This window comes from Pseudundibacterium arcticum, from assembly GCF_042646465.1.
Lineage (GTDB): Bacteria > Pseudomonadota > Gammaproteobacteria > Burkholderiales > Burkholderiaceae_D > Undibacterium_A > Undibacterium_A arcticum.
Genome location: NZ_JBHRTP010000105.1, coordinates 1 through 12,484, shown reverse-complemented (window position 1 = coordinate 12,484; position 12,484 = coordinate 1). Strand labels below are relative to the sequence as shown.

Genomic DNA, 12,484 nt, shown 5'->3' with positions numbered 1-12,484 from the left:
CGATAATGCATCGGTCCGTTGGTAACTAATTAATGACCGTGATGCTTGATCGCGCGCCAGCCGATGTCGCCGCGGTACTGGGCGCCGTCGAAGTGGATCTTGTCGACCGCATCGTACACTACCTTCTGCGCCATCTTGACGCTGTCGCCGAGACCGACCACGCACAGCACGCGGCCGCCGGAAGTTTTCAATTTCCCTTCGACCATCGTGGTGCCGGCGTGGAATGTGACGCAATCGGACGCTTCGGCCGGTATGCCGGAGATGACATCGCCTTTGCGCGGCGCATCCGGGTAGCCGGCCGCAGCCATCACCACGCCGAGCGCGGTGCGACGGTCCCATTCCAGTTCGACGCTATCGAGCGTGCCGTTGACTGCATGTTCCATCACGGACAGCAGATCACTTTTCAGGCGCGCCAGGATCGGCTGCGTCTCCGGGTCGCCCATGCGGCAATTGAATTCCAGCGTTTTTGGATTGCCCTGGTCGTCGATCATCAGACCGGCATACAGGAAACCCGAAAACGGAATGCCGTCCTTCGCCATGCCCTGCACGGTCGGATCGATGATCTCGCGCATCACGCGCGCATGCAGCGCCGGCGTCACGATCGGCGCCGGGGAATAGGCGCCCATGCCGCCGGTGTTCGGACCGTCGTCGTGGTCTTTCAGGCGTTTGTGATCCTGGCTGGTGGCCAGCGGCAGAATGTTCTTGCCATCGACCATCACGATGAAGCTGGCTTCTTCACCGGCCAGGAACTCTTCAATCACGACGCGGGCGCCGGCATCGCCCAATTTGTTATAGGACAGCATCATGTCGACCGCCCGATGCGCTTCATCCAGCGACATTGCGACCACCACGCCCTTGCCGGCAGCCAGGCCGTCGGCCTTGATCACGATCGGCGCACCGTTCTGATCGATGTAGGCATGCGCGGCAGCGACGTCGGAGAAGGTCTGAGATTTGGCAGTCGGGATCGCATGGCGCTGCATGAAGGCCTTGGCGAAATCCTTCGAGCTTTCCAGTTGTGCCGCCTCGCGGGTCGGGCCGAAGATCTTCAGGCCGCGATCGCGGAATACATTGACGATGCCGGCCGCCAGCGGGGTTTCGGGCCCGACCACGGTCAGCGCGATGTGCTCGCTTTGCACGAACTCGGCCAGCGCGACCGGGTCGTCGATGGCGACATTGACCAGACGCGGGTCGAGCTGGGTGCCGCCGTTGCCGGGGGCAACATAGACCACCTGTATCCGTTCGGATTGAGCGATTTTCCAGGCCAGGGCGTGTTCGCGGCCGCCTGAGCCGATTACCAGAATTTTCATGAGATTGCGTCTATCGGTTGTCTATCTGTTCGGTGAGCAGCGCGGCTACAAAGGGTGGCAACGACGGGTGGCTACAAATGGTGCTGCGGAACCCGATGGTGGAGGCCGCGAGTGGTCAGAAATTCTCGCCAGAAACGCAAGAATCAGCATGCCCGTCCGGTGCTGGGCGAATCTTGTCATTCCTCAATAATCGCGTTGCTGTAGACCTCTTGCACGTCGTCCAGGTTCTCCAGCGCGTCGAGCAACTTTTGCATCTTGAGCGCGTCTTCGCCGGTAAATACGGTCTCGGTATTCGGTTTCATCACGATTTCGGCGACTTCGGCCTTGAAGCCGGCGGCTTCCAGCTTCTCCTTGACCACCGAAAAATCGTGCGGCGGGCACAGCACTTCAAAGCCGCCTTCGTCGTCGGCAATCACGTCCTCGGCGCCGGCCTCGAGCGCAGTTTCCATCAGCGCGTCCTCATTGGTGCCGGGCGCGAAGAAGAATTGGCCGCAGTGCTTGAACATGAATGCGACCGAACCTTCGGTGCCCATGTTGCCGCCAAACTTGGAGAACGCGTGGCGCACTTCGGCCACCGTGCGCACCCGGTTGTCGGTCATGCAGTCGACGATGATCGCGGCGCCGCCGATGCCGTACCCTTCGTAACGGATTTCTTCGTAGTTGACGCCTTCCAGACTGCCGCTGCCGCGCTGGATCGCGCGCTGCACGTTTTCCTTCGGCATATTGGCGTCCGCCGCCTTTTCAACCGCCAGCCGCAGCCGCGGGTTGGCCGCGATATCGGCGCCGCCCATGCGGGCGCCGACTGTGATTTCCTTGATCAAGCGGGTCCAGACCTTGCCACGCTTGGCATCGGTGGCGGCTTTTTTATGTTTGATATTGGCCCATTTACTGTGTCCAGCCATGGCAAATCTTTCTTACGAGTTAGCTATAATAAGTTCCAGATTTTACCATAGCGTTCCACCCCTAAATTCCGCAAAAATCACCGAAAAGCGCATAAACCCATGCCCAAACCCCTTTTGATTGCCAAAAACAACGACCAGGAACTGGTGTTGTTGCCGGCGCTGGCCAATCGCCACGGCGCCATCACCGGCGCCACCGGCACCGGCAAGACGGTCACGCTGCAAGTCATGGCGCAGGCTTTGTCCGAGATTGGCGTGCCGGTCTTCATGGCGGACGTCAAGGGTGATCTGTCCGGCCTGGCAAAAGCCGGCGCGCTGACGCCGAAGCTCAAGACCCGCATCGAAACGCTGGGCATCGCCGAACCGGCCTGGGCCGGCTGCCCGACGACGTTCTGGGACGTGTTCGGCGAACTCGGCCATCCGGTGCGCGCCACCATTTCCGATCTCGGCCCGCTGTTGCTGGCGCGCATGCTGAATCTGAACGACACCCAGGAAGGCGTGCTGCAGCTGGTCTTCAAGATCGCCGACGATCACGGGCTGTTGCTGCTCGATAGCAAGGATTTGCGCACGATGCTGCAGCACGTGGGTGACAACGCAGCCGATTTCCAGACCGAATATGGCAACATCTCGGCCGCCAGCATCGGCGCCATTCAGCGCGGCTTGATCGGGATCGACGAGCAGGGCGGCGACCGCTTCTTCGGCGAGCCGATGCTCAATATCGACGACCTGCTGCAGACCGACGCCCAAGGCCGCGGTGTGGTCAATATCCTGGCCGCCGACAAACTGCTGAATGCGCCGCGGCTGTACTCGACCTTCCTGTTGTGGTTGCTGTCGGAACTGTTCGAGCATTTGCCGGAAGTCGGCGATCTCGACCAGCCGAAGCTGGTCTTCTTCTTCGACGAGGCGCACCTGCTGTTCGACGAAGCGCCGAAACCGCTGCTGCAAAAAATAGAACAGGTGGTGCGGCTGATCCGTTCAAAGGGCGTCGGCGTCTATTTCGTCACGCAAAACCCGCTCGACATCCCCGATACCGTGCTCGGCCAGCTCGGCAACCGGGTCCAGCACGCGCTGCGCGCTTACACGCCGCGCGACCAAAAAGCGGTGCAGGCCGCGGCGCAGACCTTCCGCGCCAATCCGGCGCTCGATACTGCCACCGCGATCACCGAGCTGGAAGTCGGCGAGGCGCTGGTCTCGTTTCTCGATGAAAAGGGCCGGCCAGGCATCGTCGAGCGCGCCTTCGTGCTGCCGCCGGCGTCGCAGATCGGCCCGATCACGCTGGATGAGCGCAAACAGCTGATCGCCGGCTCGCTGGTGGCCGGTGTCTACGAGACCACGGTCGATCGCGAATCGGCCTATGAAAAGATCAAGGGCAGGGTGGCGGCGCGCCAGCCGGCACCGCCCGCGTCGTCCGGCACTGCCGATGCGCCGGCGCCGGCCGCGCCGCCATCGCCGCAAGCCCGGCAAGCGCCTCAAGCGCCGGCCGGGCCATCGCTGGGCGATTCGTTTCGGGATGCGCTGGGCGGCCTGTTCGGCGGCAGCGGCATCGCGCGGCGCAAGGACACGGTGGTCGAGGCCGTCATCAAGTCAGCCGCACGCAGCATCGGCTCGCAGGTCGGGCGCGAGATCATCCGCGGTGTGCTGGGGTCGATTCTGAAGCGATAGCTCCGGCTGTGCGTGAAGATCGTTGCTTGATAGGGCCGCTCGCGCCTTTCCCCTGCTGGGGCAAGGCAAGGTTGGGATGGGGTGGCACGGTAGGATGGGTGTAACCCATCATCCACATCCGCAATGATGGGTTGCACCCATCCTACTTGCTGGCCAGCGGCCGCGCTGGGGCCCAGCGTCGTTTGCTCGCAAAGTGCCTTGCCAACCAAGCGCCCATGAATGGCTGAAATAATACTAGGCGCAGTATTTTTAAAGTCCCAATGATTGTTAGGGCTTGAATCTATATTATTGCCAATACTCCTCCGATTTTCTGATTTGAACGAGCCTCTGCGAACCATGCATAACGCTCCCGCCCCCGGCAGCGATCGCCAAACCGCCTTACAATCTGCTCCATGATTTCCTCCGCTCCCATTGCCGCCACGCCGACCGATGCGGCGCAGCGCAAGGCTTTTCTGGTCGGGCTGTCGATCGCGATCACCGGCGCCATCCTGTTTTCCACCAAGGCCATCGTCGCCAAACTGCTGTACCGTTATCATATCGATGCGGTCACCCTGATCACGTTTCGAATGATGTTCGCATTGCCGGTGTTCGCGGCGGTGGCGTTGTGGCAGATGCGCCATGCGCCGCCGCTGTCGGTGGCCGATCGCTGGCGTCTGGTCGGTCTCGGGCTGATCGGGTATTACCTGTCGAGTTTTCTCGATTTTCTTGGCCTGCAGTACATCACGGCCGGGCTGGAGCGGCTGATCCTGTTCCTGACGCCATCCTTCGTGTTGCTGATCGCCGCCACCTTTCTGAAAAAACGCGTCAGCCGCGTCGAATGGCTGGCGCTGGCGACCTCTTACCTGGGTATCGTGCTGGTATTCCTGCATGACCTGAAGGCGGGCGGCAGCAATGTCGCGCTTGGCGCGCTGTTCGTGCTGGGGGCGGCGGCGTCCTACGCGCTATACCTGATTTTTTCCGGCGAACTGGTTAAGCGCATCGGCTCGACGCGGCTGGTCGCGTATGCGATGTGCGTCTCGAGCGCGGCCTGTATCGCCCAATTCTTCGTGCTGCGGCCAGCCGCGATGCTGGTGCAGCCGATGCCTGTGTACTGGTTGTCGCTGGTCAATGCCATTTTTTGCACCATCATGCCGGTGTTTCTGACCATGGTGGCAGTGGTGCGGATCGGCGCGCCGACGGCGTCGCAGGCCGGCATGATCGGCCCGGTGTCGACGCTGTTCCTGGCCGCGCTGGTGCTGGGCGAACCGATCACCGGCTGGCAGTTGCTCGGCACGGCGCTGGTGCTGACCGGGATTTATCTGTTGTCGACGAAGAAGGCATAACGGCGCCGCCATATACTCACATAATCAATCTCTGCATCCGCGCATAATTAAATGTACTTGAACATATACTCCGTAGTTTGTTAGGACAATATGCGCATTAGAATCCGATGGAATCCGATTAAACTCAGCTCAGCATAAGGACATTCACCATGCCAAAAGCAATCAGGATCAGCAAAACCGGCGGACCGGAAGTGATGGAATATGTCGACGTCGCGGTCGCTGCCCCCGGTCCCGGCGAAGCGCAGGTACGGCACGCCGCGATCGGCGTCAATTTCATCGACGTCTATTTCCGCACCGGCCTGTATCCGCAGAGCTTGCCGGCTGGTCTCGGCGGCGAGGGCGCGGGTACCGTCGAGGCGGTCGGTGCCGGCGTCACGCATCTGCAGCCGGGCGATCGCGTTGCCTATGCCGCGCGCGGTAGCGGCGCCTATGCCGAACTGCGCAATCTGCCGGCCGACGTGCTGGTCAAGCTGCCGGATGCAATCGGCTTCGACACCGCCGCCGCGATGATGCTAAAGGGCTTGACCGCGCAATATCTGCTGCGCAGCACTTATCCGCTGAAAAGCGGCGAAACCATGCTGTTCCACGCCGCGGCCGGTGGCGTCGGCCTGATCGCCTGCCAGTGGGCGCGCGCGCTGGGCGTGACCATGATCGGCACCGTCGGCTCGGCTGACAAGGCGGCGCTGGCGAAGGCGCATGGCTGCACCCACGTCATCAACTACAACACGGAGAATTTTGTCGAACGGGTCCGCCAGATCACCGGCGGCAAGGGCGTGCCGGTGGTGTATGACTCGATCGGCAAGGACACCTTCATCGGTTCGCTCGATTGCCTGCAGCCGCGCGGCATGATGGTCAGTTACGGCAATGCGTCCGGAGCGGTGCCGCCGTTTGCGTTGTCCGAACTGGCGTCGCGCGGCTCGCTCTTCATCACGCGGCCAACGCTGTTCTCGTACGTGGCCAAGCGCGAGGATCTGGAGGCGAGGGCGCACGAGTTGTTCGAGATGGTCGAGAGCGGCAAGATCAAGATCGAGATCCACCAGCGCTATGCGTTGAAGGATGCGGCGCAAGCGCACATCGACCTGGAGTCGCGCAAGACGACCGGCTCCAGCATACTTGTTCCCTGAATTGTTCCCTGAGGCAGACCGATGACACATCCCGCAAAAGACCCCAAGCTTGAACACCAGCGTGACACCGATGGCCAGCCAAAATTCGGCCGGCTGCTGATCGTGCTGTTGCTGGCGGTGATGTTGGTGGTCGCGGTCACCTTCGGCTCGCAGGCGTATTTCTCCTGACATTATCCTGACACTATCCACGCCGCGCCGCCGCTCTATAATGATGGCCGAACTCCCGGCCATGAAAGACTATAGGTATCTCTATTAATTGGTTTGTTGTCCCAGCGTTCGCTGGAACGACTCGGAATTTGAATTAATAGAGGCACCCTATAGACGGGCACACCACGGTGACCACCCAGCAATGACGACGGAATTTCAGCAGGCAGGCGGCGATCTCAATGTCGCGCTGCTGGCCTATCTCGACCGGTTGCAGCGGCAGGCACCGGTTGCGACCGACAGCGGGCCGGACGCGCCGGTCCCGGCCCCGGCCCGCGCCGTGCTGCGCCAGATCAGGGATCAGGCGCCGGCCGGCATGCTGACCGAGAGCGATAACAACAGTGTCGAGCTGGTGGCGCGGGTGTTCGATCTCATTTTCAGCGATAGCAATATCCCTGCCGAGATCCGCAACCTGGTCGCGCCGCTGCAAATCGCGACCCTGAAAGCGGCACTGATCGACAAGGATTTTTTCTTCCGGCAAGACCATCCGGCCCGGTGCCTGCTCGAAACGCTGGTCAGCGCAGGTGTCGACTGGGACCCTGTGCGCGGCCGCGACGATCCACTGTATCAATTGATCCAGCGCCTGGCCGCCCGGCTGCAGCAGGAATTCGATCGCCAGATCGCGCTGTTCTCGACGCTGGTGGCCGACATCGCATGCTTCATCGCCGCCGAGCAACGCGCCGTGCAGGACGCATTGCGCGCACCGATCGCCGCCGCACTGCGCCAGGAAAAAATGACGCGCGCGCATGACCGCGCCGAGACCGATGTCGCGACCCGCATCGAAAGCGGCGAAGTGGCCGGTTTCGTCGAGCAATTTCTGGAGACCAAATGGTTGCCGATCCTGGCGCACGCGTATCGCGTGCAGCATGCGCAGCCGGCGCTACTCGAGCGCGCCTTGAGCACGATGGACGAACTGATCTGGAGCGTGAAGCCGAAGAACACGGCGGCCGAACGCAAGGAATTGATCGGGAAACTGCCGGCCATGCTGGCGCTGCTGAACGCGGCGCTGAACGCGGCGCTGAATGGGCTCGACTGGGACGCTAGCGAGCGAACCTTGTTCTTCTCCAAACTGGCGGAACGGCACGCCTCCAACGTGCGCACCGCGTTTGAACTGTCGCCGCGCCTGCAGATTGAAAATGCCGTCAATATCGCGCAGAAAGCCAGCGAACGACGGCTCGACAAGCACGCGCGAGAACGGCGGGCCGCGCCATTCGACCAATTCGCGCAACGCGTGAGCGCACTGGAGCCGGGAGCCTGGGTCACCTTCGCCGGCCACGGCGTGCCGATCAAACGCAGGCTGGCGTGGATCAGCCCATTGCGCAGCCTGCTGATTTTCTCCGACCGTCAGGGCGGTGAGCACTGCACGGTGAGTGTCGACGAGTTGGCGCAGATGTTGCGCCGTCAGGCCGCGCATTTCGTGCTGCCGGCGCCGGTAGTCGATCGGGCCTTGCGCGGCATGCCCAGCGTCGGTTAAATCCAGGCGGCGGATTAATCGGTGCCGCATTGGGTGCCCGACCGTCGGTATCGATCCTGATCTTTGATGCAATTTAATTGCACAATCAGCGATGAATGACATTCTGCTGGCGCTGGCAGTTTAATTGGTAAAATGCCGCTCTTACCTTTCCACATTTCGATCCCTACTCATGCGTACAGACCTACCTCAGGCGATTTACCGTAAAGACTACACAGCACCGAGCTTTCTTGTTGATACAGTCGATATCGGTTTTGATCTTGATCCGATTACGACCCGGGTCGCGACGCGACTGACAATGACGCGCAATCCGGACAGCGTGAACCAGAATATCGTGCTCAACGGCGAAGCGCTGGAACTGGTGCAATTGCGCATGAACGGCAAGCTGCTGACCAAGCGCGGCTACACCCTGCAGGGCGGCATCCTGCAGATTCCCGATGCGCCGGATCAGGTCGTGCTGGAAATCGAAACGCTGACGCATCCCGAGAAAAATACCTCGCTGATGGGCCTGTATGTATCGAACGGGAATTTCTTTACCCAATGCGAGGCCGAAGGCTTCCGCAAGATCACGTTCTTCCCCGACCGTCCCGATGTGATGGCGAAATACACCGTGATGCTGCGCGCCGACAAGAAGAAGTATCCGGTGCTGCTGTCGAACGGCAATCTGGTCGAGCAGGGCGATCTGGGCGATGGCCGCCACTACGCCAAATGGGAAGATCCGTTCAAGAAACCGTCCTACCTGTTCGCGCTGGTCGCCGCCAAACTGGTGTGCCAGGAAGAAACCTACCAGCTGAAATCGGGTCGCAAGGTGTTGCTGCAGGTGTGGGTCGAGAAAGGCAATCTGGACAAGACCCAGCACGCGATGGAATCGCTGAAGCACAGCATCCGCTGGGACGAAGAGCGCTTCGGCCTGGAGCTCGATCTGGACCGCTTCATGATTGTGGCGGTCGGCGACTTCAACATGGGCGCGATGGAAAACAAGGGCCTGAACATTTTCAACACGAAGTTCGTGCTGGCCAATCCGCGCATCGCGACCGACGTCGATTATGCCAACATCGAGTCGGTCGTCGGCCATGAATACTTCCACAACTGGACCGGCAATCGCGTGACCTGCCGCGACTGGTTCCAGCTGTCGCTGAAGGAAGGCCTGACCGTGTTCCGCGATCAGGAATTCTCGGCCGACATGGTGGGCACCGCATCGGGTCGCGCAGTCAAGCGGATCGAAGATGTGCGGCTGCTGCGCCAGGTTCAGTTTGCCGAAGATGCGGGTCCGATGGCGCACCCGGTACGCCCCGATTCGTATGTCGAAATCAATAATTTCTATACCGTCACCATCTATGAAAAAGGTGCGGAAGTGGTGCGCATGGTCCAGACCCTGGTCGGGCGTGACGGTTTCCGCAAGGGCATGGACCTGTATTTCGCCCGTCACGATGGCCAGGCGGTCGAATGCGACGATTTCCGCGCTGCGATGGCCGATGCCAATCGCCGCAACCTGAAGCAGTTCGAGCGCTGGTACAGCCAGGCCGGCACACCGCAGGTCAAGGCCGAAACCAGCTACGATCCTCTCGCGAAGACCTTCGAGATCACGCTGTCGCAAACCTGCGCGGCCACGCCGGGACAGGCCAAGAAATTGCCGTTCCATATTCCGGTGGCGGTCGGCCTGCTGGACGCCGAAGGCAAGGACCTGGTGCTGCACTGCGACGATGGCGCCAGCGCGGGCGTTGCCGGCACGCTGGTGCTGGAACTGACCAAGGCAAAGCAGACTTTCCGCTTCACCCAGGTCAATGAACAACCGGTGCCGTCGCTGCTGCGCGACTTCTCGGCGCCGGTGGTGCTGGAATACGACTACAGCGACGCCGAGCTGGCCTTGCTGCTGGCGCACGACAGCGATCCGTTCAACCGGTGGGAAGCGAGTCAGCGGCTGGCGATGCGCCGCCTGGTCAAGCTCACCGATGCCGCGCGCAACAACGAGCAGCTGACGCTCGACCCGATGTTCATCGACGCGCTGCGCGGCGTGCTGATGGACGACACGCTCGACCCGGCTTTCCGCGAACTGGTATTGACCTTGCCGTCGGAAGCGATGGTGGCCGAGCAGTTCAGCGTGGTCGATTCGCAAGCGATTCACGCCGCGCGTCAATTCATGCGCGGCATGGTGGCGCAAGGTCTGAGGACAGAATTGCTGAATGCCTACGAAACCAACCTGACGCCGGACGCGTACAGCCCCGATGCAGAGGCCAGCGGTAAGCGCGGTCTGAAAAATCTGGCGCTGAGTTATCTGCTGGAATGGGCCGACGAATCGACCTGCCAGCTTGCGCTGGCGCAGTTCGATACGGCCCACAATATGACCGACCGCCAGGCGGCATTGAGCGCCCTGCTGAATGCCGAATCCAAAGCGGCGACCAAGGCAGCGAGCAAGTCGCTGAAGCGTTTCTACAAGGACTTCAAGAATGAGCCGCTGGTGATCGACAAGTGGTTCATGCTGCAAGGCATGGCGCACGCCACCGACGTCGCCGCAATGCGCGCGCTGATGACGCATCCGGCCTTCACGCTGAAGAATCCGAATCGTGCGCGCAGCCTGATTTTCAGCTTCTGCAACGCCAATCCTGCGCGCTTTCATGCGGCGGATGGCTCCGGCTATGCGTTCTGGGCCGAGCAGGTGATCGCGCTCAACGCCATCAACCCGCAAGTGGCCGCGCGCCTGGTACGCAGCCTCGATCGCTGGCGCAAGTACGCACCGAAGGCGCAGGAGCTGATGCTGCTGGCGCTGCAAAAGGTCGCGAACAGCAAGAAGCTGTCGAAAGACGTGCAGGAAGTCGTGTCAAAATCGCTGGCCGCCTGAGCGCCATAGACAAGTAAAGGACGAACATGAAACGCATCAGTCTCACGCAACATCTGGTCGAAGAACAGCGACTGAACAACACCATCCCGGCCGAGCTGCGGCTGTTGATCGAAGTGGTCGCGCGCGCCTGCAAGACCATCAGTCACGCGGTCGGCAAGGGCGCGCTGGGCGACGTGCTCGGCACCGCCGGCAGCGAGAACGTGCAGGGCGAAGTGCAGAAGAAGCTCGACGTGATTTCCAACGAGATCCTGCTCGAAGCGAACGAATGGGGCGGTCATCTGGCCGCGATGGCATCGGAAGAGATGGAAACCATCCATCTCATCCCGCACCGCTACCCGATGGGCGAATACATGCTGTTGTTCGACCCGCTCGACGGCTCCAGCAACATCGATGTCAACGTCTCGATCGGCACCATTTTTTCGGTGCTGAAGGCGCCCGAGGGCATGCAAACGCCGACCGAGAAAGATTTCCTGCAACCGGGCAACAAGCAGGTCGCCGCCGGTTATGCGGTATACGGCCCGCAAACCGTGCTGGTGCTGACCACCGGTCACGGCGTCAACTGCTTCACCCTCGATCGCGAGATGGGGTCCTGGGTCTTGACCCAGCGCGACATGCAGATCCCGGACCAGACCAAGGAGTTTGCGATCAATGCGTCCAACGCCCGCCATTGGCAGCCACCGGTCAAGCGCTACATCGACGAAATGCTGGCCGGCGGCACCGGTCCGCGTGGCAAGGAATTCAATATGCGCTGGATCGCGTCGATGGTGGCCGACGTGCACCGCATCCTCAATCGAGGCGGCATCTTCATGTATCCGGCCGACGAGCGCGAACCGGACAAGCCGGGCAAGCTGCGCCTGATGTACGAAGCCAACCCGATGGCCTTCATCGTCGAACAGGCCGGCGGCGCAGCTACCAACGGCCAGCAGCGGATCATGGACATTCAGCCGGAAAAGCTGCACCAGCGGGTTCCGGTGTTCTTGGGCTCGAAGGCGGAAGTCGAGCTGGTGACCAGTTACCACCAGGCTTGATCAGGAAGGGATTGCGGGTTGTGCGCGACCCGCACACTTCCACAATCTGCAACTAGCTGGTAGAATCCCGTCTTCGCTTCTGACAAGAGTTTTGTAGAAGTCGTGCCGTTGTAGCTCAGTTGGTAGAGCAGCACATTCGTAATGTGAAGGTCGCCAGTTCGATTCCGGCCAACGGCACCAGGAATAACAATAAAAATCAAAGGGTTACAGGCTTCGGCTTGTAATCCTTTTTTCATTTCTGTTTCGTTCGTCGCTCCATGTAACCACTGTGTAACCCAATTTGGTCAATACGAGGGAACGCGGAAAAAAGAAGCCCGCTAACCTTTCGGCTGCGGGCTTCCAAATTGGTGCTGGTATGTTTCCCTCACGCCAGCGCTCGCTTTCCTACCGTCAGTTATTGCAATGAAAACAAATGGACCTCAGATCGGGCTGCACGAAAGGGCTTTGATGTCGAGAATGCTTAACGGCAGCGATGCCATTCCGGGACTTAGACGGATGGAAGGCGTAAAGGTGTTCCTGGATTACGAAGAGCTTTCGAAGTGGGATCTGATCGTTTCAATCGGCTTTGATAATCTAGTGTAGTGTTGCATTCTGTTTGCCGCTTAACCGGCTGTTTGCGCGAATCACT

General features: G+C 60.7%; 9 protein-coding genes and 1 tRNA gene. 8 read left to right on the top strand and 2 right to left on the bottom strand.

The annotated features are described in order from the left end of the window. Positions 1-29: 29 nt before the first annotated feature. Positions 30-1,307 (bottom strand): phosphoribosylamine--glycine ligase, encoded by a 1,278-nt coding sequence (purD, locus tag ACFOFO_RS25220; RefSeq protein WP_390322682.1) that lies wholly within the window; start codon positions 1,305-1,307, stop codon positions 30-32. A 176-nt stretch (positions 1,308-1,483) separates the two neighbouring features. Continuing rightward, entirely contained in the window at positions 1,484-2,209 is a 726-nt protein-coding gene (locus ACFOFO_RS25215; RefSeq protein ID WP_390322683.1) for a YebC/PmpR family DNA-binding transcriptional regulator, read from the bottom strand. A gap of 99 nt (positions 2,210-2,308) precedes the next feature. Between ACFOFO_RS25215 and ACFOFO_RS25210 the strand changes: the two genes are divergently transcribed. The 8 genes from ACFOFO_RS25210 to ACFOFO_RS25175 all read left to right on the top strand — a co-directional run bounded on the left by ACFOFO_RS25210 (position 2,309) and on the right by ACFOFO_RS25175 (position 12,036). Continuing rightward, on the top strand, positions 2,309-3,868 hold the full coding sequence (locus tag ACFOFO_RS25210; RefSeq protein WP_390322684.1) for a helicase HerA-like C-terminal domain-containing protein: 1,560 nt from the start codon (positions 2,309-2,311) through the stop codon (positions 3,866-3,868). Between the two features lie 392 nt (positions 3,869-4,260). After that, positions 4,261-5,190, top strand: a complete 930-nt coding sequence (locus ACFOFO_RS25205) for a DMT family transporter (protein ID WP_390333378.1) — start codon at positions 4,261-4,263, stop codon at positions 5,188-5,190. A gap of 149 nt (positions 5,191-5,339) precedes the next feature. Then, the gene (locus ACFOFO_RS25200; RefSeq protein WP_390322685.1) at positions 5,340-6,314 is read left to right on the top strand and encodes a quinone oxidoreductase family protein; all 975 of its coding nucleotides are present in this window, start codon (positions 5,340-5,342) and stop codon (positions 6,312-6,314) included. 21 nt (positions 6,315-6,335) lie between these two features. Continuing rightward, positions 6,336-6,482: a hypothetical protein gene (locus tag ACFOFO_RS25195; RefSeq protein ID WP_390322686.1), complete on the top strand. Its 147-nt coding sequence runs from the start codon at positions 6,336-6,338 to the stop codon at positions 6,480-6,482. 181 nt (positions 6,483-6,663) lie between these two features. Then, on the top strand, positions 6,664-7,992 hold the full coding sequence (locus tag ACFOFO_RS25190) for a DUF1631 family protein (protein WP_390322687.1): 1,329 nt from the start codon (positions 6,664-6,666) through the stop codon (positions 7,990-7,992). A 169-nt stretch (positions 7,993-8,161) separates the two neighbouring features. Next, positions 8,162-10,828 (top strand): aminopeptidase N, encoded by a 2,667-nt coding sequence (pepN, locus tag ACFOFO_RS25185; protein WP_390322688.1) that lies wholly within the window; start codon positions 8,162-8,164, stop codon positions 10,826-10,828. A 26-nt stretch (positions 10,829-10,854) separates the two neighbouring features. After that, the gene (locus ACFOFO_RS25180; protein ID WP_390322689.1) at positions 10,855-11,856 is read left to right on the top strand and encodes a class 1 fructose-bisphosphatase; all 1,002 of its coding nucleotides are present in this window, start codon (positions 10,855-10,857) and stop codon (positions 11,854-11,856) included. Positions 11,857-11,960: 104 nt separating this feature from the next. Then, positions 11,961-12,036: transfer RNA gene (locus ACFOFO_RS25175), tRNA-Thr, on the top strand. The last annotated feature ends 448 nt before the right edge of the window (positions 12,037-12,484 follow it).

Bases quoted from the DNA above. Each gene is read 5' to 3' on its own strand.
- ACFOFO_RS25195 (WP_390322686.1), top strand. From the start codon at position 6,336: ATGACACATCCCGCAAAAGACCCCAAGCTTGAACACCAGCGTGACACC.
- ACFOFO_RS25205 (WP_390333378.1), top strand. From the start codon at position 4,261: ATGATTTCCTCCGCTCCCATTGCCGCCACGCCGACCGATGCGGCGCAG.
- ACFOFO_RS25200 (WP_390322685.1), top strand. From the start codon at position 5,340: ATGCCAAAAGCAATCAGGATCAGCAAAACCGGCGGACCGGAAGTGATG.
- ACFOFO_RS25215 (WP_390322683.1), bottom strand. From the start codon at position 2,209: ATGGCTGGACACAGTAAATGGGCCAATATCAAACATAAAAAAGCCGCC.
- ACFOFO_RS25210 (WP_390322684.1), top strand. From the start codon at position 2,309: ATGCCCAAACCCCTTTTGATTGCCAAAAACAACGACCAGGAACTGGTG.
- pepN (WP_390322688.1), top strand. From the start codon at position 8,162: ATGCGTACAGACCTACCTCAGGCGATTTACCGTAAAGACTACACAGCA.
- ACFOFO_RS25190 (WP_390322687.1), top strand. From the start codon at position 6,664: ATGACGACGGAATTTCAGCAGGCAGGCGGCGATCTCAATGTCGCGCTG.
- ACFOFO_RS25180 (WP_390322689.1), top strand. From the start codon at position 10,855: ATGAAACGCATCAGTCTCACGCAACATCTGGTCGAAGAACAGCGACTG.
- purD (WP_390322682.1), bottom strand. From the start codon at position 1,307: ATGAAAATTCTGGTAATCGGCTCAGGCGGCCGCGAACACGCCCTGGCC.